21 protein-coding genes are annotated in these 24784 nt (G+C 68.5%); 9 read left to right on the forward strand and 12 right to left on the reverse strand.

The annotated features are described in order from the left end of the window. Positions 1–18: 18 nt before the first annotated feature. Entirely contained in the window at positions 19–453 is a 435-nt protein-coding gene (locus CCO03_RS09510) for a hypothetical protein (protein WP_087280334.1), read from the reverse strand. A gap of 77 nt (positions 454–530) precedes the next feature. After that, positions 531–1013, reverse strand: a complete 483-nt coding sequence (locus CCO03_RS09515; protein WP_087280337.1) for a hypothetical protein — start codon at positions 1011–1013, stop codon at positions 531–533. A gap of 507 nt (positions 1014–1520) precedes the next feature. Here CCO03_RS09515 and CCO03_RS09520 point away from each other — a divergent pair. From CCO03_RS09520 to CCO03_RS09530, 3 genes are all read left to right on the forward strand, one after another. Continuing rightward, on the forward strand, positions 1521–2204 hold the full coding sequence (locus CCO03_RS09520; RefSeq protein ID WP_236904103.1) for a LuxR C-terminal-related transcriptional regulator: 684 nt from the start codon (positions 1521–1523) through the stop codon (positions 2202–2204). Between the two features lie 78 nt (positions 2205–2282). Beyond that, positions 2283–4742 carry a Tex family protein gene (locus CCO03_RS09525; protein ID WP_087280343.1) on the forward strand — a complete coding sequence of 820 codons (2460 nt, stop codon included), beginning with the start codon at positions 2283–2285 and terminating at the stop codon, positions 4740–4742. A gap of 107 nt (positions 4743–4849) precedes the next feature. Continuing rightward, positions 4850–7039: a chorismate-binding protein gene (locus tag CCO03_RS09530; protein WP_087280346.1), complete on the forward strand. Its 2190-nt coding sequence runs from the start codon at positions 4850–4852 to the stop codon at positions 7037–7039. 374 nt (positions 7040–7413) lie between these two features. Here CCO03_RS09530 and CCO03_RS09535 read toward each other — a convergent pair whose 3' ends face one another. Beyond that, positions 7414–9975 carry a DUF4132 domain-containing protein gene (locus CCO03_RS09535; RefSeq protein ID WP_087280349.1) on the reverse strand — a complete coding sequence of 854 codons (2562 nt, stop codon included), beginning with the start codon at positions 9973–9975 and terminating at the stop codon, positions 7414–7416. 95 nt (positions 9976–10070) lie between these two features. On the opposite strand from CCO03_RS09535, the gene CCO03_RS09540 reads away from it, so the two are divergent. Next, positions 10071–10313 (forward strand): sulfurtransferase TusA family protein, encoded by a 243-nt coding sequence (locus CCO03_RS09540; protein WP_087280352.1) that lies wholly within the window; start codon positions 10071–10073, stop codon positions 10311–10313. Positions 10314–10476: 163 nt separating this feature from the next. On the opposite strand, the gene hemP is transcribed toward CCO03_RS09540, so the two are convergent. The 5 genes from hemP to CCO03_RS09565 all read right to left on the reverse strand — a co-directional run bounded on the left by hemP (position 10477) and on the right by CCO03_RS09565 (position 12978). Then, entirely contained in the window at positions 10477–10659 is a 183-nt protein-coding gene (hemP, locus tag CCO03_RS09545) for a hemin uptake protein HemP (RefSeq protein WP_087280355.1), read from the reverse strand. A gap of 22 nt (positions 10660–10681) precedes the next feature. Next, positions 10682–11098, reverse strand: a complete 417-nt coding sequence (locus tag CCO03_RS09550) for an ExbD/TolR family protein (RefSeq protein WP_087280358.1) — start codon at positions 11096–11098, stop codon at positions 10682–10684. Between the two features lie 5 nt (positions 11099–11103). Next, positions 11104–11817, reverse strand: a complete 714-nt coding sequence (locus CCO03_RS09555; protein ID WP_087280361.1) for a MotA/TolQ/ExbB proton channel family protein — start codon at positions 11815–11817, stop codon at positions 11104–11106. A 5-nt stretch (positions 11818–11822) separates the two neighbouring features. After that, complete coding sequence (locus CCO03_RS09560; RefSeq protein WP_087280364.1) at positions 11823–12548, reverse strand: energy transducer TonB; 726 nt, start codon at positions 12546–12548, stop codon at positions 11823–11825. A gap of 184 nt (positions 12549–12732) precedes the next feature. Beyond that, a complete protein-coding gene (locus CCO03_RS09565; RefSeq protein ID WP_087280367.1) occupies positions 12733–12978 on the reverse strand; it encodes a (2Fe-2S)-binding protein in 246 nt (81 codons plus the stop codon). 679 nt (positions 12979–13657) lie between these two features. On the opposite strand from CCO03_RS09565, the gene pncB reads away from it, so the two are divergent. The 5 genes from pncB (at position 13658) to CCO03_RS09590 (ending at position 20305) form a co-directional block, all read left to right on the forward strand. Next, complete coding sequence (pncB, locus tag CCO03_RS09570; RefSeq protein ID WP_087280370.1) at positions 13658–14845, forward strand: nicotinate phosphoribosyltransferase; 1188 nt, start codon at positions 13658–13660, stop codon at positions 14843–14845. Between the two features lie 244 nt (positions 14846–15089). Next, entirely contained in the window at positions 15090–16544 is a 1455-nt protein-coding gene (locus tag CCO03_RS09575; RefSeq protein ID WP_087280373.1) for a sodium:proton antiporter, read from the forward strand. Positions 16545–16665: 121 nt separating this feature from the next. Beyond that, complete coding sequence (locus tag CCO03_RS09580) at positions 16666–17652, forward strand: 2-hydroxyacid dehydrogenase (protein WP_087280376.1); 987 nt, start codon at positions 16666–16668, stop codon at positions 17650–17652. After that, complete coding sequence (locus tag CCO03_RS09585) at positions 17652–19127, forward strand: DNA recombination protein RmuC (protein ID WP_087280380.1); 1476 nt, start codon at positions 17652–17654, stop codon at positions 19125–19127. Before CCO03_RS09580 ends, CCO03_RS09585 begins: the two co-directional genes overlap by 1 nt. Beyond that, entirely contained in the window at positions 19124–20305 is a 1182-nt protein-coding gene (locus CCO03_RS09590; RefSeq protein ID WP_087280384.1) for an MFS transporter, read from the forward strand. The genes CCO03_RS09585 and CCO03_RS09590 overlap by 4 nt, the downstream gene beginning before the upstream one ends. Positions 20306–20592: 287 nt before the next feature. Here CCO03_RS09590 and CCO03_RS09595 read toward each other — a convergent pair whose 3' ends face one another. The 4 genes from CCO03_RS09595 to aat form a co-directional block, all read right to left on the reverse strand. Next, on the reverse strand, positions 20593–21513 hold the full coding sequence (locus CCO03_RS09595; RefSeq protein ID WP_087280389.1) for a ParB N-terminal domain-containing protein: 921 nt from the start codon (positions 21511–21513) through the stop codon (positions 20593–20595). A gap of 440 nt (positions 21514–21953) precedes the next feature. Next, entirely contained in the window at positions 21954–22763 is an 810-nt protein-coding gene (locus CCO03_RS09600) for an IclR family transcriptional regulator (RefSeq protein ID WP_087280392.1), read from the reverse strand. A 363-nt stretch (positions 22764–23126) separates the two neighbouring features. Further along, positions 23127–23882 (reverse strand): arginyltransferase, encoded by a 756-nt coding sequence (locus CCO03_RS09605; RefSeq protein ID WP_087280395.1) that lies wholly within the window; start codon positions 23880–23882, stop codon positions 23127–23129. A 58-nt stretch (positions 23883–23940) separates the two neighbouring features. After that, entirely contained in the window at positions 23941–24693 is a 753-nt protein-coding gene (gene aat, locus CCO03_RS09610) for a leucyl/phenylalanyl-tRNA--protein transferase (RefSeq protein WP_087280399.1), read from the reverse strand. Between the last annotated feature and the right edge of the window lie 91 nt (positions 24694–24784).

Genomic DNA, 24784 nt, shown 5'->3' on the forward strand with positions numbered 1-24784 from the left:
AATCCCGACAACAGACGGTCAGCGACAGACGTTGACCAGATCACCGCGCAGCACAACGACCTGTGTGTTGTTGTTGGCCTGGCGGACTTGAGAGGCGGTGCCTGGCCGCAGCATGGTGGTCGAGCTGCCCACCTCCTGGACACAGGTTTTCCGGGTGCCCGCCGAGCGGGTGGTGTTGACGATGTCGCTGTCGGTGGCGATGCCGTTCGGGTTGCTGGTGAAGGACTGCGCTTCGTAACGCGACACCTTGGCACGCAGCCATGCCGGCAGATCGTCGGCCGGGTCCAGCGCGCCCGAGCGGGCTTCTGCCGCCGTCGGGAAGGCCTGGTAGCTGACGTTGCCGCCCAGCAGCACCGGGTCTTCGCCAGGCGCGCCTTGTGACCAGGCGACAGAGCCCGTGCCGGTCAAAGCCAGACACAGCAGCAGGCGGTAAAGCCGGGTGTGATCAGACATGGTGGCCCCCAGTGCAAATGAAACAAGGGCTGCGATCGGCCAACGGCCAATCGCAGCGGCTCTGACTCAGCGCGGCGTCATTCGCACTTGAAGCAGGCGTTGTTGGACGACAGACCCTGCACGGCCTTGGTCTGGTTGCCCTTCGCCAGGTTGCTCACGTACATGCCCTTCAGGGCCACCACTTGCAGCGAGTTGCCATTCACCACCACGTCACCCACGTTGCTGGCCAGGGTTTGCATGGCGTAGGTCTGGTTGTCCTGGGCCCGGTTGCTGACGGACGAATGCTTGCCCACCACAGCCTGGACCGAGGTGCCGTTCACCGTCACATGGCCGGCGTTGCTGGCCAGGAACTGGTTGGCTTCGGTCTGGTTGTCCGCCGAGGTGTTGCGGATGGAGCCGTACGCCATGGCCGTGGCCTGGATGGACGTGCCGTTGATGATGATCTGAGGCGCAGCGGTGCTGCCCCCACCGCCGCCGCCACCGCCGTGACCGCCACCAGGACCACCGGCGAATGCCGCCGTGGATGCAAGAACCAACGCAAGGGCAAAAGGCTTGAACATGATGTGTCTCCAAACGAGGCTGGTTGAGGTGTGTGCCACCCGGTTCAGACAGGCCCTGGTGCATCGTCGATGTCCGTCGGGGTCGTCTGGGAATGGAGTGTCCGTGTGACCAGCGCCCCCTTGCATCCCGTGAAATTGATCACGCTTTTGGTGCAACTGTTTACCAAAAGCCTGCAACCAAACGCAAAAATTCGGCCTGAAACAACAGCTTGCCAAAGCACCTTTGTGCTGCATGGCGGCGCGCATTGTTGGGTAACGGGGTGTGTTTTCGGTAATAGTTAATAGATGTAATTCGTTACGAGCAAAATCCATTCAAATCCAAACTCTGGGGGCGCGGGCACATGCAGGGAGCGTGTGGAGGTCGATCGCACCACTTGAGCCTTAAACCAACAATGACTGGAGATCCCCATGCCCCCCAACGCCACCCATGGACCTGAGCCGCTTCGAGGAGGGCAACAGGCGTTGTCCGGGCCGGGACCGGACCGGTTCCGGGATCAGCAATGGCCCATGTTCCTCATGGGCCAGGTGGATCGACCGATCCGCGTGGCGCTGGTCACGCAGGACGCGCACCTGCGGCTGGCCGTGACGCAGGAGTTGCTCGCCGATGGCCGCACCGACCTGATCGGCCATGCGACCGGTGTGCGGGAAGGCCGCCGCCTCATCAATTCGCGCGACATCGACGTCCTGATGGTCGATCTGCACCTGAGCGATGGCACGGGGTTTCAGGTGCTCGAGTACATCAAGCAGACCCGCCCGATGATGGAGGTCATCGTGGTGTCCAGCTGCGACGACGAAGACCACGTCCTGCGAGCCTTTCGCAGCGGCGCCAACGGCTTCCTGCTCAAGAGCTCGTGGTTTGGCAGCCACGTCGAGGCGGTGTTGCAGGTCGTGAATGGTGGCGCCGTCGTCACGCCCAGCCTGCTGCGTCGGCTGGTGCGCCGGCTGCGTGCCTCGGCCGGCACCGAGGCCTTCGCGAACAGCGAGCTGCCGGCTGAGCGCGACACCTTGTCCGAGCGCGAGAAAGACGTGTTGCGCATGCTCGCCAAAGGCATGACCAGTGCGCAGGTCGCCATCCAGCTGTCGATTGGCGAACAGACCGTGAACAGCCACGTGCGCAGCATCTACCGCAAACTCAAGGTGCACACGCGGGCGCAGGCGGTGGTCATGGCCTCGAATTTCGGGGTGCTTTGATGCCCGGTTGAGGCCAGGCGGTGTGGCAAACTTGCCCGCTTTTCGCACTGGCCCACGCCCGTTGGTGGGCATCACGACATGCACAGCATCACCGCGCAGATCGCACAGGAACTCAAGGTCAGGGAAGAGCAGGTGCAAGCCGCTGTGGGCTTGCTCGATGGCGGGGCGACCGTGCCCTTCGTGGCGCGTTACCGCAAAGAAGTCACCGGCGGCCTGGACGATGTGCAGCTGCGCGAACTCGACGCCCGCCTGGCCTACCTGCGTGAGTTGGCCGACCGCCGGGCTGCCGTGCTCAAGAGCATCGACGAGCAGGGCAAGCTGACACCCGCGTTGCGCGCGGCGATCGAGCGCGCCGCCACCAAGCAGGACGTGGAAGACCTGTACCTGCCCTACAAGCCCAAGCGCCGCACCAAAGGCCAGATCGCGCGCGAGTTCGGCATCGAGCCCCTGGCCGATGCGCTGCTGGCCGACCCCTCACAGGACCCGCAGACCGCTGCCGTGCCGTTCGTGAAGGCCGAGAAAGGCGAAGGCGGCGAAGATTTCACCACCGTGGCCGCCGTGCTCGATGGCGTGCGCGACATCCTGGCCGAGCGTTGGGCCGAGGACGCGCAGCTCGTGCAGACGCTGCGCGAATGGCTGTGGCAAGAAGGCCTGCTGGTGTCCAAACTGGCGGCGGGCAAGGACGAGCACAACCCCGAAGTCGCCAAGTTCCGCGATTACTTCGACTACGACGAGCCCATTGGGCGCGTGCCTTCACACCGCGCGCTGGCTGTTTTCCGCGGTCGCGCGCAAGAGATCCTGGATGCCAAGCTCACGCTGCCTGAGGCCGCCGAAGCCCCGGGCGGCGCGAGCGAGCGCGGCGCCCTCAACCTGGCGGAAGGGCGCATCGCCCTGCATGTGGGCTGGCGCCACCAGGGCCGCGCGGCCGACGACCTGCTGAAAAAAGCCGTGAGCTGGACCTGGCGCGTCAAGCTCAGCCTGTCGACCGAGCGCGACCTGTTTGCGCGTCTGCGTGACGCGGCCGAAACGGTGGCGATCAAGGTGTTCGCCGACAACCTGCGCGATTTGTTGCTGGCCGCGCCGGCCGGCCAGCGCACCGTGCTGGGGCTGGACCCCGGCATCCGCACCGGGGTGAAGGTGGCCGTGTGCGACGCGACCGGCAAGCTGGTCGACACCACCACGGTGTACCCGCACGAGCCGCGCCGCGACTGGGAGGGCAGCGTGCACACGCTGGCCAAGCTGTGCGTCAAGCACGGGGTGCAGCTGATCGCGATCGGCAACGGCACCGCCAGCCGCGAGACGGACAAGCTGGCCGGCGACGTGATCAAGCTGGTCGAAAAAATGATGCCCCCACGCCCCCTGGCTGCGCCTGGTCCGCTGCCCCCAGAGGGAGCAGCGTTTGGCCTTGGGGGCGGCCCTGCGGCCAAACTGGCCGGTGATTCGTTTGTCAAGATCGAGAAGATCGTGGTCAGCGAAGCGGGCGCTTCGGTCTACAGCGCCAGCGAGTACGCGTCGCAGGAGCTGCCCGATGTGGACGTGAGCCTGCGTGGCGCCGCCAGCATCGCGCGCCGCCTGCAGGACCCGCTGGCCGAGCTGGTCAAGATCGACCCCAAGAGCATTGGCGTGGGGCAGTACCAGCACGACGTCAACCAGAGCGAGCTGGCGCGGACGCTGGACGCCGTGGTGGAAGACTGCGTGAACGGCGTCGGGGTGGACCTGAACACCGCCAGCGTGCCCTTGCTCACGCGCGTGTCCGGCCTGTCGGGCAGCGTGGCCAAGGCGGTGGTGCGCTGGCGCGAGGCCAACGGCGCCTTCCGAAGCCGCCAGCAGTTGCTGGAGGTGAGCGGCCTGGGCGCCAAGACCTTCGAGCAGAGCGCCGGCTTCCTGCGCATCCGCGGCGGCGACAACCCGCTGGACATGACCGCGGTGCACCCGGAAAGCTACGCCGTGGTCGACCGCATCCTGGCGCAGGCGGGCAAGCCCGTCGACCAGGTGATGGGGCGCAGCGACGTGCTCAAGGCCCTGCGCCCCGAGCTGTTCGCCAACGACACCGTGGGCGTCATCACCGTCCAGGACATCCTGGCCGAGCTGGACAAGCCTGGGCGCGACCCACGGCCCGACTTCCAGGTGGCGCGCTTCAACGACGGGGTCGAAGACATCGCGGACCTGCAGCCCGGCATGGTGCTGGAAGGCACCGTGAGCAACGTGGCCGCCTTTGGCGCCTTCGTGGACCTGGGCGTGCACCAGGACGGCCTGGTGCACGTGAGCCAACTGGCCAACAAGTTCGTCGAGGATGCGCGCGAAATCGTCAAGACCGGCCAGATCGTCAAGGTCAAGGTGCTCGAAGTCGACGCGGCGCGCAAGCGCATCAGCCTGACGATGAAGCTGGACGCGCAGGCGCCGCGGCGCGATGGCCCGCGCGAGAACCGGTTTGAAAGCGCCGGCCGCGGCCAGCGTGCGGGGCAGGCTCGGCGCGATGCGCCGCAAGCCACGGCCATGGCCTCGGCCTTCAGCAAGCTGCAGGGCTTGAAGCGTTGATGGGGTATGGGCTTGCTGCCGATATGTTTTGAACGGGAACCGATCCATACTGCTTCCCTTTGTGGGTGAGAACCTGCACCACCGCTGCGCAGCGCGCCCATGGAGCCATGAACCGACCGTTTGTCCTGCTCGACGATCACCTGGCGACGGCCGAGGCGCCGTGCAGCCGGCTTTACACCGGCTTGCAGCAGCAGTGGGTGTTTGCCGATGCGCCGGCCCTGCAGGCCGGCTGGCCTGCGGTGCAGGCGGCCTGGCGCGCCGGTCTGCACGCCGTGCTGTTCATCGATTACGGCTGGAACCGGCAGGCCGCGGGTCTGGGTGGCCCGGCTGGGCCCGCCCAGACGGCCAGCGCCCGCAGTGACTTGCGGGTGCTGGTGTTCGACACGCTCACCCGCCTGAGTGCCGATCAGGTCGAGGCCCAGCTGGCCGCGTGGGACACCGCGGGGCAGCCACAGGCGCCGGCCCCCGCCATGCTGTGGCAGCCGCAGGCCTCGTGCCAGGCCGCCCAGCACGCCGAGGCGGTCGCGCGCATCCAGGACGGCATTCGCGCCGGGGCGTTCTACCAGGTCAACCACACCCTGCGCCTGCGGGGCCGGTTGCTAGGGACGCCCGTGGCGCTGTACCGGCGGCTGCGGCGTGCGCAGCCCGTGCGCCACGGCGTGCTGGCGCGTCTGCCCCACGACGCGCCCGACGCCTGGGTGCTGTCGTGCTCACCCGAATTGTTCGTCGAATCGCCCGATGGCCGGCAGCTCACGGCGCGTCCCATGAAAGGCACGGCCCCGCGCGCCGCCGAGGCCCAGGCCGATGCGGCGCAGGCACGCTGGCTGGCCGAGGACGTGAAAAACCGGGCCGAGAACGTGATGATCGTGGACCTGCTGCGCAACGACTTCGGGCGCGTGGCCGTGCCAGGCAGCGTGCGGGTGCCCGCGCTGTTTGCCGTGGAAACCCACGCCAGCTTGCACGCCATGACATCGACCATCACCGCGCAGCTGCGGCCCGACGTCGATGGGCCCACGCTGCTGGCGGCGGTCTTCCCGTGTGGCTCGATCACCGGGGCGCCCAAGCGCGCGGCCATGGCCGCCATCGATGCGCTGGAAGGCACGCCGCGCGGCCTGTACACGGGCGCGATCGGCTGGATCGAGCCGCCCGCGGCCGGCCAGGCTTGCGGGCCGCTGTCGCTGTCGGTCGCGATCCGCACGCTGACCGTGGCGCGCACGGTGCCGCCAGAAGGTGATGCGCACGTCACCCGCCCGCCTGATGCGCAAGGCGATGCCGAGCGGCCCGTGGACGCGGGTGCGCCGCGGACGCAACCGTCAGTCGCTCAGCGAGTGGGGCCAGCCGATCAATTGGCCCGCCAGCAAGCCCTTCGGCGAGCCCACCGGCAAGCCAGTTGGCAAATCGATCCACAAACCGATGGGCAGCCGAATCAGTCATCCGCGTGGCCAGCGGGCCGGCAAGCCCCTTCAGCCCGCCGACCCGCTGATGCGGGCGGCGAGCCTTTGCAGGCTGGCGTGAGCGGGCTCGACGAGGCCGGCCCGGACCTGCCCTGGGTGACGTTGGGCGTGGGCGGAGGCATCGTGCTCGATTCCGACCCGGCTTCGGAGTGGATCGAGGCGCTGCTCAAGGCCCGCTTCGTCACCGCGCTGGACCCTGGATTCACCCTGTTCGAGACGCTGCTGTGGCGTCCCGTCGCGGGCTTTGTGCAGCCCGCCCGGCACCTGGCGCGCCTGATGGCGAGTGCCAGGGCGCTGGGGTTTCGCTGCGACGAGGCGGCGTGGCGAACGCTGGTGGCGACGCAGCATGCGCAGTGGGCGGGCGAGCTGATGCCTCGCCGCGTGCGCATCGACCTGGCGCACGACGGGCACCTGCGGTTGTCAGCGGCGCCCTTGCCGCCCTTGCCACGCGATCAGCCTCTGGCACTGGTCCTGGCCGAAGCGACCCTGCCGCCCGATGAAGCCGCCGTGGCGGGCCACAAGACCTCGTTGCGCCCCACCTACGACGCGGCCATGCAGGCCGCCGTGGCCCAGGGCGCGTTCGATGCCCTGTTTTTCAACGCCCGGGGCGAGCTCACCGAAGGCGCGCGCAGCACCGTCTATGTGCAGCTCGATGGCCGGTGGTGGACGCCCCCGCTGGCTTGCGGGGTGCTGCCGGGTACGGCACGCGCGCGGCTGCTGGCGCGCTGCCCGCAGGTGGGCGAACGCGTGATCTGCCGCGACGACCTGGTGCGCGCCACCGGCTGGGCCGTCAGCAACGCGCTGCGCGGCGTGCGGCGGGCCGCGCTGTGCGAACCGGCTTGACGGCATCGGCGACGCAGTTTCAGCTGCCCATCGCGCAGGCCCTTTCACGATCCGCCAGGGGCAGGGCCGAGCGCCTGGGTTCGCAAAGGCCGAGGCAAGGTAAAGGTAAAGGCCGGGGACTGCGTTGCGGCTTCGTGCTCGGTAAAGCGACAGGGGCTCCGCGATGCCGAGCGCGGCCTCCATCACTCCTCGCCTGATTCACGAGGGGGTATGGTTCACGCATCGATGATCATGAAACGCGCATGGCCTGGTACTGTCTGACGTTGAGGCGCCACGCCGACTGGCGTCAACGCGTTTCGCCTGTGGCCCTGCCGCAGACGCGTCATCCTCATGCCTGCACCGCCAGGTGTGAGGCCGTCACGCGCGGGGCTCGGTCAGGGGCGCTCCCACCAGGCCAGGCGATTCAGGCTGCGCAGCAGTTCGCTGCGGGCAATGGGGCTGAGGTGGCGCCAATGGGCCGGCACGGGCTCGCCATCCGGTTCGCTGGCGTGGGGCACGTGGCCGTGCAGGCCCAGGTGCTGAATCGTTTGCCCTTCGCTGGTGTCGATGCCACCGGCCACGAACCAGCCGGGCTCGAAGCTCAACGTGACCCCGAGCTGGCCGGGCAGGGCCAGGTGAACCGCATCCACCATGCCGCCATCGCCCACCTGGCGCTGCCAGCCTTGGGACACCAGGCCCATGATGGAGCCCGTGCCGAGCTGCCGGCCGTCCCAGGTGGGCAGCACGCGGGTGTCCAGCAGGGCTTCCGGCAGGTGGGCGACCTCGCGGCCCAGCTGCTCAAACGGCTGCAGCAGCTCGTAATCGGCCAGCTGGCTGGCAAAGGCCTGACCCTGCACCGCGCCGTCGGCCATGGCGGCCAGGGCCAGCGGGTGCACCATGCCGATGCAGGCGCTGTCGGCGTCCGTCAGGGCCGCCAGGTCGTCCCAGGACACGGGATCGTCCTGGGCATTGGCCGGCGTGCCGTCTTCGGCCACGCGAAACAGTGCGATGGGGGTAACGACGGATTCCGATGAGGCTACGGACGAAGCAGCAGGATACACCCCGAAAATCAAACGCTGGGTGAGCACGCGGGCCAGGGGATGCTCGACCAGGTTGGCGCGAAAGCTCGCCAGGGTCCAGCGGCGTTCCTGGCACATGGCCGCTTCCATGCGCTGCAGCTGGCGTCGGCTCAGGGCCTTGAGCTGGGTTTGCACGTCCTTGAGCTGGCGCTTGGCCTGGGCGGCCAGGTCGGCGTCGTCGGTGAGGCGGGGCTTGGGCAGCGTCTTCAGCCACTGGCCGGCCTTGGCCCGACTGGCCTTGGTCGGCTGCGCCGCGCCAACGGGTGGGGCGCATTCGCGCAGCCGGATCTGCAGCTGCTCGTCGAGCAGCACCTCGAACTGGCGTGGGCCGAAATCCAGCCGCTGGCGGCTCTGGCTGTCGAAGCCGAGGTCGGGCAGGGTGCAATCGGCCAGCTCTTCCATGCTCATGCCGCGCGACTCGGCCGCGGCTTGCAGGGCTTCGCTTGCGCGCGAGCGCAGGTCGTCGTAGCGCTTTTGATCGGCCAGGGCCGCAAGCCAGGTCAGCGCGGCCTTGCCGCCCATGCGCGACAGGGCCTGGATGCCTTCGTAGGCGCGCACACGGTCCAGCCGGGCGCGCCAGGCCACGACGCCCTTGTGCAGCCGCGTGGCCGTGACGTCGTCGCCCAGCCAGCCCTGGGCATGCAGCAGAAAGCGGCCTTTGGCGGGCATGCCGTCGGCGGCCCAGAGGTCGAACAGGTCGCGTGCCCAGATGGCGAGCGACTCAGGCGTGCAAGCGGCCTGCAGCTGCGCAAGGCCGGCGTAGGGCGCCTCGGCAGTGCCCAGCATCAGCACCATCAAGGCATCGCGGGTGGCCTCGGGCGGCAGAACCAGGCGCTCGCCTTGGGGGCCGGTTTGGCGCAACACCAAGGGCGCGGTGCTGGCCGCCAGGGTTTGGTCGAGCGCCTTGGGCAGCTTGGGCAACGGCGTGGGCAGCCACCGGCTGGGGTCGGCGGTCAGCCGGTTCAGCGCGGCGTCCCAGGCGGCTTGCACCTCGGCCTCGGGCTGGGCCGCCAGGCCTTGGCGCAGGCTGCGCTGCAGCGTGGCCGTGTGACCGTGCTCATGCAGCAGCCGCAGCCCCTGCCATGCCACGGCGTGGTGGGGGTCATCGGGCGTGAGGGCCGGTTCCCACAAGCCCAGGGCGGCCGTCTGCGGAAAGCTCAGCAACCAGCTCTGCGCCAGCACCTGGCGCCAGCGCACGCCGGCCAGGCCGTTGGCCACCCAGGGCACCAGGGCCGTCCACTCGATCCCGTGTGCCAGCACCAGGGCATCGCGGCTGGCCATGCGCTGGGTTTGCAGCAGCGTGTGGATGATGGGCTCGCCGCCCAGCCGGAGGGCGTCGATCCGCTCGTCCAGTCCGGGCAGCTGATCCGGCTGGGCTTGCCAGCGCCCCAGCGCCAGCCGCGGGGGCAGGCTGGCCGTCAGCTTGCGCAGGTCATAGCTGTCCAGGGCTTCAGGCGGGGGGCCGAAATCCTCGGGTTGGGTGAGGTCCAGGCTGGCGACCCGCTCCAGCTGATCCGCCGGCACGCCGCACAGCCACAACACCTGATGCAAGGCGGGCCACTGGCTCCAGCCCTCGGGGCGTTCGATGCGGGCGAGGGTGTATTCGATGCCCGAATCGGTCAGGACAGCGGCCGCGCGCTGCGCCCAGTCCGGGAGGCGGTCCGGTTTCTTCAGGAACTGCCAGGTGCTGCTGTAAACGTGGAAGTGGCCCGTCTGCTTCTCGGCTTGCGCCTTGGCCCTGGTCCAGTGCCAGGCAGGCGGCGTGGGTTCAAGCCGCCAGGCCAGCGCCGGCACGGGGGGCAGGGCCTGCTTGTCACGCCACGGCGGGGCCTGGAGCAGGAGGGGCCAAAGGTCACGGGGAGCGGGCAGATCGGACATGCGGATGCGTGCGAGGGTGAAGCCCGAATTGTAACCGAATGTCAGTGTGATTCGGCGGCCGTTGGCGGGTGTCTCGCGAACGGCACAATCGCCGCATGAGTGATTTTCAGGAACCTGTGGCCGCTGAAGTGGATGCACGCGGCATGAACTGTCCGTTGCCCATACTCAAGGCCAAAAAAGCCCTGGCGGGCCTGAACAGCGGCGAGCTGGTGCGCGTGCTGGCGACGGACCCCAGTGCCGCGCGGGACTTTCAGGCCTTTGCCGCGCAAACGGGCAATGCGCTCGTCGACCAGCGCGAAGCCGAGGGCGTGATCGTGACCGTGCTACGGCGACGGTGACGTGCGCAAAGGCTGGCACCGCGGTGTCGGTCGCGCCTGACACCGACGTTCTCGGCCCCGCCGCTCGCGCCGCTGCGCAGGCGGTCCGATGGTGCGCAATGGAAATGGCGCACCTGATGCACCACCGGCAGCTGAAAAGCTGCCGGTGGTGCATGGGCGCGGGTCATTTGGTCAAGATCAGTTTGCCCAGGCGCGTCGCGTAAAGCCGGTACACGGCGCCGTTGTGGTTGATCTCGATCGTGCGGTTGCCCTGGAGCAGCTCGCTGCTGCTCAGCTGGCGGGCCGGCGGGGTTTCGGTCTTGGGCTGAACGGACAACAGGGGTTGACGCAGGCTGAGGGTGGTCATGTCATCTCCAGGGGGCGGTCGGTCACAGGGCCGGTTTCGGGTCGGTGATGAAGCCGATCTTCTTCAGACCGGCCTGTTGTGCAGCGGCCATGGCCTGGGCCACGCGCTCGTAGCGCACATCCTTGTCACCGCGGATGTGCAGATCGGGAATCTTGGGCAGGGCCGCGGCGGCTTGCATCTTGGCCTCCAGCTCGGCGTCGGTCACCGGCTGGTCGTCCCAGACGTAGGAGCCGTCCTGCTTGACCGACAGCTGAATCGTCTCGGGCTTGGTCTCGGCCTGTTCATTGGCCGCCTTGGGCAGCTCGACGCTGACCGCGTGTTTCATCACCGGCACGGTGATGATGAACACGATCAACAGCACCAGCATGATGTCGATGAACGGGATCATGTTGATCTCGCTCATGACCTCCTCGTGGTCTTCGCTTGTGATGCCGGCCATGACGATCAGCCCTTCTTGATGTGCAGCACGTTGGAGTCGTTGGCGGGCGACACGCGGGCACCCGTGACGAACAGCGCATGCAGGTCGTTGCCGAAGCGGTTCAGCAGGCCCAGCACACCCTTGTTGCCGCGCACCAGGGCGTTGTAGCCCAGCACGGCGGGGATGGCGACGGCCAGGCCCAGTGCGGTCATGATCAGCGCCTCGCCAATGGGGCCGGCCACTTTGTCGATGGAGGCTTCACCGGCCGAGGAAATGCCCATCAGCGCGTGGTAGATGCCCCAGACGGTGCCGAACAGGCCCACGAACGGGGCCGTGGAGCCGACCGAGGCCAGCACGGCCAGGCCGGCCTGCAGGCGGGCGGTGGCGACGTCGAAGCTGTTGCGCAGTGCCCGCGAAATCCAGTCGCTCACGTCCAGGCTGTCGTGCAGCTGGGCGCGCGTGGCGCGGTGGTGGGCCGCTGCTTCGCGGCCCTCGATCACCATGGCGCGGAAGGGGTTGCGCTCATCGCCATGGAGTTGCTGCAGCCCGTCGGCCATGTCGGCCGCATGCCAGAAGCTCTCGATCTGCCTGGATTGCCGCTTGTAGCGCAGCAGGTCGAGCGACTTGAGGACGATGACCACCCAGCTGACGAGCGACATCAGGATGAGGGCGCAGAACACCACGCGGGTGACCGTGTCGCCCTGGGTCCAAACGTGTGAGAGACCGAACTCTGGGTTCATGATGTTTATCTTTCCAAATTGAAAACAATGGGCAGGTCGAACCACGCGCTGTAGGGCTCACCGTTGCGTGTGCCAGGTCTGAAACGCCACTTGCGCACCGCGCGCAGGGCCGATTGGTCCAGGCGGTCGTAGCCGCTGGAGCGCTTGACCTCGACCTGTTCGGCACGGCCGTCGGCCGACACCAGTACGCGCAGCAGCGTCGTGCCTTCCTCGCCCATTTCGCGGCTGGCGCGGGGGTACTCGGGCTTGGGGTTGTTCAGGTGCGATGCGGCCGTGGGCGGCGTCGGCGGCTGGGGCGGCGGAGCCGGTGGCACGGGCGGTGCGGGCGGAGCCGGGGGCGCTGGCGGCGGCTCGGGCGGGGCGGGAGGCGAAGGCGCCGGTACGGCCGGTGCGGACTCCTCGGCATTGCGAGAGGCCAGGGGCTGCGGTGCGGGCTTGGGCTGCACGCGCGGCTTGGGGGGCGGTGGCGCGGGGCGCGGCTTGGGCTTTTCGACCGGTGGCGGGGGGGCCACGGGCATGGGCTTGGGCAGCTCGATGGGTTCGGGTGGCGGCGGCACGATGAGCTCGGCCAGGATGGGCTCGGGCGGCTTCACCTCAGCTTGCACGCGCTGGATCAGGCCGGAGTTCAGGGCCCAGAGCGCGGCGACGTGAAAACACGCCACGGTGCCAAAGACCAGGGCAACGCGGCCCTTGGCGGATGGTGCGGCGGTGGAGGCAGGGGAAGGACTCATACAGCGCGAGCGACGACTGGCGGATGACCAGCCCCCGTCGGATAAATAGGCGAAAGCGAAAAGCCGCCGGGGGATCAGGGGCTGTTCAACGTTTGAGGATCCAGACGGTGCACACCAGCACGATCAAGACCGAACCCCCAATGGCGAGCCAGGCTTGTGTCGATGCCAACATGGTGTCTCTCGTTCAACGGTGGATTTGAATGGCGCTCACCGTGGTGGTGGGGTGCCCGGTGGCGGCGCCAGCGCAATGCAGCGCCGCATGCGCACCGCTGACCGAGCACTGCTGCACGATGTCCCGGGCGCACTGCTCGCAGCACCCACACTGGGTGGCCACGCCCAACTCCAGCTGGATGTCGTCAAAGCTCATGCCCGCATGCACATGCTTGGCAATTTCTCGATCCGACACTTTGCTGCAAACACAAACGATCATGGCTGGAGCCTCTGAGGCAATGAACGATCCATGATTCGCATTATAAATGCGAATCACTATCATTGACAAATTCTATGCCAACATCATGGACTTGAGGGGAACCCCTTGGTGTCGCGGAGCGGGTTCACCGGCGCGCAGACTGCCTGGCCAGAGGGCAAGCCATCGCGAAGCCCGGCAGGGTGACGGATGGAACCGACCCTGTCAATTCGCCGCAAACAAGCCCGCGCCAGTCGTTGGTCAATGGCCGTGGACGCCGAGGTGCCGTGATCCGCTGGCGGCAGGGCTGTTCGCATGGTCATGGCCATCTGGTGCGCGGGAAAAGACTTGACGCAGTTCAACATTGGCCACGGTCCCCCAGGCCAGTGGTGCTTCGCATGCCCGAGGCCAGCGTGCGACGCTGTCAGTCGGGGCGGACAGGCCAAACGCCCTCAGCACACGCCATGTCCAATCAACCGCCTGGGGGTCTGCTCCCGAACCAGGGCCCTGCACACGCTTTCAAACTTGGGCCGAATCGAGGGCCGGGGCCGCCCAAGGGCAGCGGGCCGCCTGGACCGGCCGCGAGGCGGTGCGGGCCATGGCCTCACGTACACTCGGCGCCTGGCGCATCGGGCAGGCCGCAAGGGCTGGTCCGCGCACCGCGTCAGCCAAGGAACAGCGACCCCAGCGGGCCGACATTTGCATGATCATCGACAGCCTGCTCGACACCGACCTGTATAAATTCACCATGATGCAGGTGGTGCTGCACCAGTTCCCCGGGGCGCAGGCCGAGTACAAGTTCCGTTGCCGCAACCCCGGCATTGACCTGGCCCGGCATGTGGACGAGATCCGGGCCGAGGTGCATGCGCTGTGCCAGCTGCGGTTCACCGTCGACGAGTTGGACTACCTGCGTTCGCTGCGCTTCATCAAAAGCGACTTCGTCGATTTCCTCGAGCTGTTTCACCTGAGCGAGCACAGCATCGCCATCGAGCCGTTGTCCGACGGCCAGCTCGACATCCGCGTGCAGGGGCCTTGGCTGCACACCATCTTGTTCGAGGTGCCGCTGTTGTCCATCGTCAACGAGGTGTATTTCCGGCATTTGATGCCCGTGCCCGACGAGGCCGAAGGCCTGCGCCGGCTCGACGCCAAGGTGGCCGCGCTGCAGGCGCCCGGCCTGGAGGGTGTTCGCCTGGCCGATTACGGCGGCCGCCGCCGCTTCTCGCGGGCCTGGCACGAGCGCGTGATCACCCGCCTGCAGCAGACGCTGGGGCAGGGCCGCCAGCCCCAGTTCGTGGGCACCAGCAATGTGCTGCTCGCAAAGCGCCTGGGCGTGCGGCCCATGGGCACCATGGCGCACGAGTACCTGCAGGCCTGCCAGGCCATCGGGCCCAAGCTGCGCGACAGCCAGCGCTTCGGCTTCGAGAGCTGGGCGCGCGAATACCGGGGCGACCTGGGCATCGCGCTGTCCGACGTCTATGGCATGAGCGCGTTCCTGCGCGACTTCGACCTTTATTTCTGCAAGCTGTTCGACGGCACGCGCCACGACAGCGGCGACCCCTTCGATTGGGGCGAGCGCATGATCGCCCACTACCAGAGCCTGCGCATCGACCCGCGCACCAAGACGCTGATCTTCAGCGACGGCCTGACCATCCCGCGCGTGATCGAGCTGTACCAGCGCTTTGCCGGCCGCGCGCAGCTGGCCTTTGGCGTGGGCACCAACCTGACGAACGACCTGGGGCCCGAGCCGCTGCAGGTCGTCATGAAGATGGTGCGCTGCAACGGCCAGCCCGTGGCCAAGCTCTCGGACACGCCAGGCAAAGGCATGTGCGACGACGAGAAGTACCTGGCCTACCTGCGGCAAGTGTTCGGCATCGAAGCCGCAACGGTTTGAAGGCAAGCACGGCTGCCGGGGCAGGGCGCGGTGGTCGCCTGTTGAATGAATGAGGGGGTATGGTGCTGTTGCCGTTTTGTTTTGAACGGGAATGGCTGCATACCCATGAAGGAGTGCCGCAATGACAACGCATGCAACCACCACGCCGACGGGGCGCGGCCGGCCCTGGGGCGGGCTGGACCGAGCCGACCACCGGGACACGCCAAGCCGGGCCACCGGGGCTCGTGCTGCGCTTGCTCGCGCCATGTTCGATCAGGCTGCGTTCGGTCGGGCCGCACTCGGCTGGGCTGCCCTCGGTCGGGCCGCGCTGGCCCTGGTGGCGCTGGGCCTGTCGGCCACGGCGCACGCGGCCGAGCTGGACGGCGCGCAGCTCTCGGCACTGTGGGGCGTGCCGTTCGCGGGCGTGCTGCTGTCGATTGCGCTGTGTCCCCTGCTGACGCCGCAGTTCTGGCACCACCACTTCGGCAAGGTGACCGCGGCCTGGGCCCTGGCCTTCCTGCTGCCGTTCGCGGCCCTGTTTGGCGTGCACGCGGCCGGCGTCAGCCTGGTGCATGCGCTGGTGGCCGAGTACATCCCCTTCATCGTGCTGCTGACGGCGCTCTACACCGTCTCGGGCGGCATCTACATCAAGGGCAACCTGCACGGCACGCCGGCCCTCAACGTCAGCCTGCTGGCCATTGGCGCGGTGCTGGCCAGCTTCATGGGCACCACCGGGGCGTCCATGCTGCTGATCCGGCCGCTCATCCGCGCCAACGACAACCGCAAGAGTTGCGCGCACGTGGTGGTGTTCTTCATCTTCGTGGTCTCCAACATCGGGGGCTCGCTCACGCCGCTGGGCGACCCGCCGCTGTTCCTGGGCTTTCTGAAGGGCGTGGACTTCATGTGGACGGCGCAGCACATCTGGATGGAGACGCTGTTCCTCACCGTTGCGCTGCTGGCCCTGCTGTACGTCATCGACAGCTGGCTGTACCGGCGCGAGGGCGTGCTGCCGCAAGATCCCACACCCGATTCGCCGCCCGAGCGCCTGGGCTTTGACGGCGGCATCAACGGCGTGCTGCTGGCCGCCGTGGTCGGCCTGGTGCTGATGAGCGGCACCTGGCAGTCCGGCGTGGCGTTTCAGGTGGCCGGTGCCGAGTTCACGCTGCAGGGCCTGTTGCGCGATGTGGGCCTGGTGGTGGTCACGCTGCTGTCGCTGCTGCTCACGCCCAAGGGCGTGCACGCGGCGAACCAGTTCGGCTGGGGCCCCATGCAAGAGGTCGCCAAGCTGTTCGCCGGCATTTTCCTGACCATCATCCCGGTCATCGCCATGCTCAAGGCGGGTGTGAACGGCCCGTTTGGCGGCGTGGTGTCGCTGGTCACGCGGCCCGACGGCAGCCCCGACCCGGTGATGTACTTTTGGGTGACAGGGGCACTCAGTTCGTTCCTCGACAATGCCCCGACCTACCTGGTGTTTTTCAACACGGCGGGCGGCGATGTGCAGCAGCTCATGGGCGCGCTGGCGCCGGTGCTGGCGGCCATCTCGGCCGGCGCCGTGTTCATGGGGGCCAACACTTACATCGGCAATGCGCCCAACCTCATGGTCAAGGCCATCGCCGAGGAGCGCGGTGTGAAGATGCCCAGCTTCTTTGGCTACATGGCCTGGTCGTTCGGCATCCTGATCCCGCTGTTTGTGATCGTCACGCTCGTCTGGGTGCGTTGACGCCGAGTGCCCTGCAGGCGGTGCTGGAGTATCAAGCTGTTTCCATTCCAAAACAAACGGAAATCGGCGCATACTCACCTCATGAGGCGGGGCGAAACCAAGGCATGGAAGGAGTTTGCCTGTGAGTGACAAGATCAAGGTCGTGGTCAGCCGCGCCATTTTTGACGACACCATCGCCCAGCTGGCGCAGCATTTCGAGGTGGTGAGCAACCAGGAGGACGTGCTGTGGTCGCGCGAGACCTTCATCGCCAAGCTGGAGGGCGCGCAAGGCGTGTTCACCACCGCGGCCGAGCGCATCGACGACGAGCTGCTGGCGGCCTGCCCCCAGCTGCGCATCTGCGCCAACATGGGCGTGGGCTACAACAACTTCGACGTCGCGGCCATGACCGCGCGCGGCGTGCTGGGCACCAACGCCCCCGGCGTGCTGACCGAGACCACGGCCGATCTGGGCTTTGCGCTGCTCATGGCCACGGCGCGTCGCATCACCGAGAGCGAGCGCTTTCTGCGTGAAGGCCGTTGGAAGGCCTGGCGCTACGACATGTTCGCCGGCCAGGACGTGCACGGCAGCACGCTGGGCATCCTGGGCATGGGGCGCATCGGCCAGGGCATTGCCAGGCGCGGCGCCCACGGCTTCGGCATGCAGGTCATCTACCACAACCGCTCGCGCCTGGCGCCCGACCTGGAAGCCGCCTGCAACGCCCGTTACGTGAGCAAGGACGAGCTGCTGGCCCAGGCCGATCACCTGGTGCTGGTGCTGCCGTACTCGCCGGCCGCGCACCACACCATCGGCGCCGCCGAACTCAAGCAGATGAAGCCCACGGCCACGCTGATCAACATCGCCCGCGGCGGCCTGGTGGACGACGCCGCGCTGGCCCGAGCGCTGGCCGACGGCACCATCGCCGCGGCCGGGCTGGACGTGTTCGAGGGCGAGCCCAAGGTGCACCCCGGCCTGCTCAGCGTGCCCAACGTGGTGCTCACCACCCACATCGGCAGCGCCAGCGTGCCCACGCGGCGCGCCATGGCCACGCTGGCGGCCGACAACCTCATCGCCTACCTGACGCAGGGCAAGGCGCTCACGCCGGTCAACCTCGAGGTGCTCGCGAACTGATGCCGACCGAGTTCTGGTTGGTCTCGGGGTTGCTCGCACTGCTGGGGCTGGCGTGCCTGGGCCTGCTGGTGGCCGTGCTGGTGCGCAGGCCCACCGAGGGCGTCACGCCGCAGGAGCTGGTCCAGCAGCTGGCGGCCGCCAGCGCCGGGCTGCAGCGCGAGCTGACCGCCACCGCCGGCACGCAATCGCTGCAGCTGCGGCGCGAAATGCTGCACCTGCTGGGCACCTTCCAGCAGACGCTGAGCGCCCAGAGCGCCGAAGACACCCGCACGCAGAACGCCCAGCTCGATGCCATGGCGCAGCAGCTCGCCAGCCTGAACAAGGGCGTCAGCGACACGCTGGCGCAGCAGCTCACGCAGCTGGGCGAGGCCAACGCGCGGCGCCTGGCTGAAATCCGCCAGACGCTGGACGCGCAGCTGGTGCAGCTGCAGCAGGACAACGCGGCCAAGCTGGACGAGATGCGCCAGGTCGTCGACGAGAAGCTGCAGGCCACGCTCGAGGCCCGCCTGGGCGAGAGCTTCAAGCAGGTGGCCGAACGCCTGGAGCAGGTGCACCGCGGCCTGGGCGAGATGCAGACCCTGGCGCAAGGCGTGGGCGACCTGCGCCACCTGTTGACCAACGTGAAAACGCGCGGCCTGTTTGGCGAGGCGCAGCTGGGCGCCTTGCTCGAGCAGGCGCTGGCGCCCGACCAGTTCGCGGCCCAGGTGGCCACGCGCCCCGGCAGCCGCGAAACCGTGGACTTCGCCGTGCGCCTGCCCGGCAAGGGGCCCGGCGATGCGCCCGTGTGGCTGCCCATCGACGCGAAGTTTCCGGCCGAGGATTACGAGCGCCTGCTGGACGCCCAGCAGCGCGCCGATGCGCAGGGCGTGCAGGTCTTCGGCAAGGCGCTGGAGCAGCGCGTGCGCGCTCAGGCGCGCTCGATCGCCGACAAGTACCTGCAACCCCCGCTCACGACCGAGTTCGGCATCCTGTTCTTGCCGAGCGAGGGCCTCTACGCCGAGGTGCTGCGCCGGCCCGGCCTGGTCGAGGCGCTGCAGCGCGACCTGCGCATCACCATCGCGGGCCCGACCACGCTGATGGCCATGCTCAACGCCCTGCACATGGGCTTTCGCACGCTGGCGCTGGAAAAGCGCAGCAGCGAGGTGTGGCAGGTGCTGGGCGCGGTCAAGACCGAGTTCGACAAGTTCGGCGGGGTGCTCGCCAAGCTGCGCCGGCAGACGCAGACCGTGCTCAACACGCTGGAGACCGCCCACACGCGCAGCAACGTGCTGGGCCGGCATTTGCGCCAGGTCGAGTCGCTGCCGCCCGAGCACGCCCAGGCGCTGTTGCCTGAGCTGGCGCAGTTCGAGCTGGACGTCGGCCCGCCGGATGGGGCCAGCCCCGTGCGCGACACACCCGCTGCCGTTTCTGCCGAAAATGGCAGTATGCATGAGCTGACGTTTTCGATCGGACGGCAACCAGGCGATACCCCGTGACGGGCGCAGAGCTGCTGCGCCTGGTCATTGCCCAGGTCTGCATCCACGCGACCATGGCCGGCCTGCGCCTGGCCACCCCGCTGCTGGCGCTGCAAGAGGGCTACCAGCCCGGCGCCGTGGGCACGCTGGTGGCCTTGTTCGCCGTCAGCCAGGTGTTTCTCGCCGTGCCGGCCGGCAAGTTTGCCGACCGCCACGGCATCCGGCTGCCCCTGGGCATGGCCTGCGTGGCCGCCGCCGTGCCGCTGGTGGCGGGGGCGGCGTTTCCCATCATGCCGGTGCTGTGCGTGGGCGCCTTGCTGACCGGCGGGGCGGCTGGCGCCACCATCATCACCCTGCAGCGCCACATCGGGCGCGCCGCGCAGTCGCCGCAGGAGCGCACCAAGTTCTTCAGCTGGCTGGCCATTGCGCCGGCGGCCGCCAACTTCGTCGGGCCGTTTGGCGCCGGCCTGCTGATCGACTACGCCGGTCACCAGCGCGCCGACGAGCTGGCGTTTCGCATCTGCCTGGGGGCGCTGGCCTGCCTGCCCGTGATCGCCTGGCTGCTGGTCATGCGGGCGCGCGAGCTGCCGCGCGAGCCTGCGCACGCCCATGCCGGCAAGACCCACGCCTGGGACCTGCTGCGCGAGGTGAGCTTCCGCCGCATCCTGTTCGTCAATTGGCTGCAGGCCGCCAGCTGGGACATCCACGCCTTCATCGTGCCCATCCTGGGGCACGACCGCGGGCTGTCGGCCTCGGCCATCGGCGGCATCCTGGGGGCGTTCGCCATCTCGGCCGCCGCCATCCGCGTGGTGCTGCCCGCCATCGCCCGGCGCGTGACGCCCAAGCAGCTCATCTTCGTGGCCACCTGCGTCACGGCCTGCCTGTTCTCGGTCTACCCGTTCACGCACCATGCCTGGCAGATGACGGTGTGCGCCATGTGCCTGGGCGTGTCGCTGGGCTGTGTGCAGCCCATGATCATGTCGCTGATGCACCAGACCACGCCGCCGCACCGGCAGGGCGAGGCCCTGGGCCTGCGCCTCATGGCCATCAACGCGTCCAGCGTGGTCATGCCCATGGTCGCGGGGTCGCTGGGCTCGCTGATCGGCGCCGGCGCCGTGTTCTGGGTCGTCGCCGTGGTGGTGGGCAGCGGCACCTCGGTGATCCGCAAGCTGGATTTCAGTCAGGGCCAGGGCGACTGAGGGCGGCGAGCTGTCGTGCGGGGCGTGGACCTTGCAGCGGAAGAACCTGGGTCGGATGGCGGGCGGTCCACCTCACGGCCTGCACGGCCTGGATGGCGAGGTGGGACGATGCGCCTCCAGGCACCGGCTGCAGGCTGCCAGCCTCACATGCTCAACCCCTGCACGACATCGCAGCGTGCCTGGGCGAGCGATCTGGCGTGTGGCTTGTGCCGTGTGCGGAAGCGGCGCCGCTCGCAGACCGCTCGCAGCGGGCCTCGGCGTCCTGCACGCGCCGCCGGCGCACATCCTCACGCCAGGGCGGCGCCCTGCAGCAGCGCCAGCTGCGCGCGCAGCTCGGCGTTCTCGGCCTCCAGCTCGCGCACGCGGGCGCGCAGGCTGTCCACGGTGTCTTCGGCGCCATCCGAGGCGTCGGCGGCATCGGTCTGGGACTCGTCGCCTGTGTCGGACTCGGGCTTGGGCTTGCGCTTGGCCTCGCGCACGCGTTTGGCGGCCTGGCGCAACTCTTTGGCACCACCCTGGGCGGCTTGCACCTGTTCGTCGGCCGGCAGGCTGGCGACCACGGCGGCCGTGCTGAGCGTGATGTCCCCGGACTTGACCGCGGCGACCACTTCGGGCGCGGCCTGGCTTTGAATCGCCTCGATCATGCGCACCTGGCTGCTGCTGATGCGCGCGGCCTTGGCCAGGGCTTCGCGGCTGGTCAGCAGGCGCGTGTCGACGGGGGCGACCGTGGGTGCAGCGGCCTCGGCTGGTGCGGCGCCGGATCTGTCGGGGCCGTCCATGTCGAACGGGGGATCGCCGGCCACCGGTGCGTCGTCGCCGTGATCGGCAGGGTCTGTGGCCTGGGAAGGCGCCGGTGCAGCGGCCTGTGTCTGCGCGGCCTTCAGGCGCGACTCCAGGATGTCGCGCTTGCGCAGCGCGAGCACGCCGCGCTGGAAGTCGGAAATGCTGCGCCGGCCCAGGTGCTGGTCGATCATCCACAGGTGCACGTCTTCCAGGGTCTGGAACTGCGTGGCCTGCACGGTGGAAAAGGGCAGGCCGTGTTTCTGGCAGATGCCGTAGCGGTTGTGGCCGTCGACCAGCAGGTCGCCCCACAGCACCAGCGCATCGCGGCAGCCTTCGGCCAGGATGCTGCGCTCGAGCGCGGCGTGTTCGTCGGGGGTCAGGGGGTCGATGTAGGCCTTGAGGTCTTCGTTGACAACGATGTCCATGGCAAGCAATGCAGGGCGCGCGCGAAGGCGGGCCGAAAGAAGCGAAAGGGCGCGATTCTACGCGGGGCCGCAGCGGCCCGGGCGACGCCAGCCTCGCGTGCGGCTGGCCGCTGAAGGAGGCTGGGGCGGGCCGGCTTGGCGGCCTGCCTGGTCAATCCGTTGGGCGCAGAACATCAGAGTATTGGGTGACTGCCGTTATCTCATAAACGATTAGTTGCCCATACTCCAGATCAATGAGATGAGGATCTGGTCAAACAGCACGATGCACGCATGGCCGCACGGTGACGTGCCCGGACGGGGTTGCACCGAGCACGCCGGAGGTCATCCACATCGCCCGGCGGCAGACCGGTCGGAGCGCCGGCCGATGTGAGTGGTGCGCGCTCCCGACGGCCGTCAGACGCGAACGACTGCGCTTGATGCGAGAGTCGCCAGCAGCCCGCTCACCCCAGGTCGGGGGGCGTGCCCATGGGGATGTCGGTGCAGCCCAGCGCGGTGGAGATCTCTTTGGCCGTGGTGATGAGGTGGGGAATCCAGGCGTCTTCCAGGCGCTCGGTGGGCGCGGAGATGGACAGCCCGGCCACCAGCCGCGACTGGTCGTCGAAGATGCCGGCGGCGATGCAGCGGACGCCGCGCTCGAGCTCTTCGTTGTCGCGCGCATAGCCTTGCTGGCGGGCGCGCAGCAGCTCTCGCTCCAGGTCGGGCAGCTTGGTGATGGAGTTGGCCGTCTGGCCCGACAGGCCGGTGCGCATGGCGTAGGCGCGCAGGCGCTGGGCGTCGTCCATGCACAGGAACAGCTTGCCGGTGGAGGTGAGGTGCAGCGGGGCGTGGCCGCCAATGGCGCGCACGACCTGCATGCCCGAGCGCTCGGCGGTGTAGGCGCGGTCGATGTAGACGATCTCGTCGCCCTGGCGCACGCTGAGGTTGACGGGCTGCTGCGTGAGGCGGTGCAGGGCGTTCATGGGCAGCTGCGCCACGTCGCGCACGCTGATGCGGGCCTTGACCAGGTTGCCCAGCTCGAGGAAGCGCATGCCCAGGCGGTAGGTGCCGGACTCGGGACGCTCGATGAAGCGGCCGACGGCCAGATCGTTGAGGATGCGGTGGGCGGTGGAGCTGTGCAGGCCGGTTTTCTCTGCGATCTCCTTGAGCGACATGTCTTCCCGCTTGGACGCGAGCACGTCGATGATGGCAAACATCCGCTCGATCACCTGGACGGTGGGCGCGGGCAGCGGCGGTGGGCTGGAGGGTCTCATTGGTGCGAGATTCTAGAGACGCCGGGAAGCCGGCTTGCCGCTGGGCCGCGTCGCGCGTTCGTGCGGGGGCAGCGTGCGGGCGCGGCAGCGCAGGCAGGGGCGTGGAGGTGAGCTGGCAGGGTCGGGCGCGAAAGCCGCTGTCTGACGATCGGGGAGGCGGGCGCCGCATGCGGGTGAATCGAGGTCCGCCATCGCGTTCGTCGAGCACATCCGTCATCAAACGGCCGCCTTGGCATACCCCCACGAGAACCGATGAGAGAAAGAGCAACGGGAAGCTGTGGATACTCTTCACGCGCAACACGCGGCTTGTCGCTCGTCCACCGTTACGTCTAGAGCGGGCGGTGCGTCGCCACCCGCCTGGCATCACTCAGCAGGGCGCTGCCACTGGCCGTCCACGCGCAGCTCGTGCGGGTGGAACTGGCGCTTGTAGGCCATCTTGCGGCTGTCGGCGATCCAGTAGCCCAGGTAGACGTGGGGCAGGCCCAGCTTGCGGGCCTGATCCACCAGCCACAGCACGCCATAGGTGCCGTAGCTGGCCTGGGGCTCGGGGTCGTAGTAGGTGTAGACGGCAGACAGGCCGTCGCCCAGCATGTCCAGGATGCTGACCATGCGCAGCTGGCCGACCTCGCCGTGCGCCTCCTGTTCGGGCGTGACTGGGTCGCGGAACTCGACCAGGCGCGAGTTGACCCGGCTTTGCAGCAGGAATTGCGTGTACTGGTCGATGCTGTCGTGGTCCATGCCGCCACCGGCGTGGCGAGCCATCTGGTAGCGCAGGTAGAGCTGGTAGTGCTCGGGGCTGTAGGCCAGGCGCAGCACGCGGGACTGCAGCTGGCCGTGGGCGGCCTGGGCGCGGCGCTGGCTGCGGCTGGGGCGGAATTCGTCGGCGCAGATGCGCAGCGGCACGCAGGCGTTGCAGCCGTCGCAATGGGGGCGGTAGGTGAACATGCCGCTGCGGCGAAACCCCATGGCCACGAGTTCGGTGTAGACCTCGGTGTGGATGAGGTGGCTGGGCGTGGCCACCTGCGAGCGGGCCTGCCGCCCCGGCAGGTAGCTGCAGCCATAGGGGGCCGTGGCGTAGAACTGCAGCCGCTGCAGCGGCAAGTCGTTGAGTTGCGTCACCGGAGTCAGGTCGTCAGCACAAGGTCGTGTGAAGCCCAGTGCGTGCCGCGGACCGCGTTCAGTCGGCAGACTGGAGCGCCTGCCAGTATAGGGCGTGGAATTGCCAGCTCGGTGCCGGGTGTGTCATGGCCTTGCGCACGAGTTGTGCAAATGCCGCACGCGGCATTTCGCGGGCGCCCATGAAGGCCAGGTGGGGCGTGTTCTGCTGGCAATCGACGTGGGTGATGCCCTGCGACCGGCAAAACGCCACGAGGGCGGCCAGCGCGATCTTGGAGCCATCGGTCTGGCGCGTGAACATGGACTCGCCAAAGAAGGCCCGCCCCAGGTTCACGCCGTACAGGCCGCCGGCCAGTTCGCCGTCGACCCAGGCCTCGACGCTGTGCACGTCGCCCGCCGCATGCCAGGCCTCGTAGGCCTGGACCATGGGCGGCACGATCCAGGTGCCGTCCTGCCCTTCACGCGACTGGTGCGCGCAGGCGCGGATGACCGCCGCAAAGTCGTGGTCCATGCGGATGACCAGACGCCCCATGCGGACCAGCTGGGCGATCTTCTTGCGCAGCGAGCGGTGCAGGCGGAACTGGCCCACGTCCAGCACCATGCGCGGGTCGGGGCTCCACCACAGCACGGGCTGCCCCTCGCTGAACCAGGGAAAGGTGCACTGCGCATAGGCCTGGCGCAGGCGCGCCACGCTGAGGTCGTCGCCCGCGGCCAGCAGACCGGGGGCTTCCGACCCGCGGGGCCAGGCCTGCTCCATGGGGGGCAGCGGGGTGTTCACGTCGATCCAGGGCAGGGCGAAAGAAACGTGTCGCATGGGAACGGATTGTGCTGGGCGGCGGCAGGGGATGGCCCCATTCCAGCCGGTGGGTGGCGTGTTGCGGCAGCGTCATCAAAACGCATGCGGG

This window comes from Comamonas serinivorans (assembly GCF_002158865.1).
In the GTDB taxonomy this organism is placed as follows: Bacteria; Pseudomonadota; Gammaproteobacteria; order Burkholderiales; family Burkholderiaceae_C; genus Comamonas_E; species Comamonas_E serinivorans.

What these genes read in the sequence shown, in the direction of transcription:
- CCO03_RS09510 (WP_087280334.1), bottom strand. Translation starts at nt 453, where the DNA reads ATGTCTGATCACACCCGGCTTTACCGCCTGCTGCTGTGTCTGGCTTTG.
- CCO03_RS09515 (WP_087280337.1), bottom strand. Translation starts at nt 1,013, where the DNA reads ATGTTCAAGCCTTTTGCCCTTGCGTTGGTTCTTGCATCCACGGCGGCA.
- CCO03_RS09520 (WP_236904103.1), top strand. Translation starts at nt 1,521, where the DNA reads ATGTTCCTCATGGGCCAGGTGGATCGACCGATCCGCGTGGCGCTGGTC.
- CCO03_RS09525 (WP_087280343.1), top strand. Translation starts at nt 2,283, where the DNA reads ATGCACAGCATCACCGCGCAGATCGCACAGGAACTCAAGGTCAGGGAA.
- CCO03_RS09530 (WP_087280346.1), top strand. Translation starts at nt 4,850, where the DNA reads ATGAACCGACCGTTTGTCCTGCTCGACGATCACCTGGCGACGGCCGAG.
- CCO03_RS09535 (WP_087280349.1), bottom strand. Translation starts at nt 9,975, where the DNA reads ATGTCCGATCTGCCCGCTCCCCGTGACCTTTGGCCCCTCCTGCTCCAG.
- CCO03_RS09540 (WP_087280352.1), top strand. Translation starts at nt 10,071, where the DNA reads ATGAGTGATTTTCAGGAACCTGTGGCCGCTGAAGTGGATGCACGCGGC.
- hemP (WP_087280355.1), bottom strand. Translation starts at nt 10,659, where the DNA reads ATGACCACCCTCAGCCTGCGTCAACCCCTGTTGTCCGTTCAGCCCAAG.
- CCO03_RS09550 (WP_087280358.1), bottom strand. Translation starts at nt 11,098, where the DNA reads ATGGCCGGCATCACAAGCGAAGACCACGAGGAGGTCATGAGCGAGATC.
- CCO03_RS09555 (WP_087280361.1), bottom strand. Translation starts at nt 11,817, where the DNA reads ATGAACCCAGAGTTCGGTCTCTCACACGTTTGGACCCAGGGCGACACG.
- CCO03_RS09560 (WP_087280364.1), bottom strand. Translation starts at nt 12,548, where the DNA reads ATGAGTCCTTCCCCTGCCTCCACCGCCGCACCATCCGCCAAGGGCCGC.
- CCO03_RS09565 (WP_087280367.1), bottom strand. Translation starts at nt 12,978, where the DNA reads ATGATCGTTTGTGTTTGCAGCAAAGTGTCGGATCGAGAAATTGCCAAG.
- pncB (WP_087280370.1), top strand. Translation starts at nt 13,658, where the DNA reads ATGATCATCGACAGCCTGCTCGACACCGACCTGTATAAATTCACCATG.
- CCO03_RS09575 (WP_087280373.1), top strand. Translation starts at nt 15,090, where the DNA reads ATGTTCGATCAGGCTGCGTTCGGTCGGGCCGCACTCGGCTGGGCTGCC.
- CCO03_RS09585 (WP_087280380.1), top strand. Translation starts at nt 17,652, where the DNA reads ATGCCGACCGAGTTCTGGTTGGTCTCGGGGTTGCTCGCACTGCTGGGG.
- CCO03_RS09595 (WP_087280389.1), bottom strand. Translation starts at nt 21,513, where the DNA reads ATGGACATCGTTGTCAACGAAGACCTCAAGGCCTACATCGACCCCCTG.
- CCO03_RS09600 (WP_087280392.1), bottom strand. Translation starts at nt 22,763, where the DNA reads ATGAGACCCTCCAGCCCACCGCCGCTGCCCGCGCCCACCGTCCAGGTG.
- aat (WP_087280399.1), bottom strand. Translation starts at nt 24,693, where the DNA reads ATGCGACACGTTTCTTTCGCCCTGCCCTGGATCGACGTGAACACCCCG.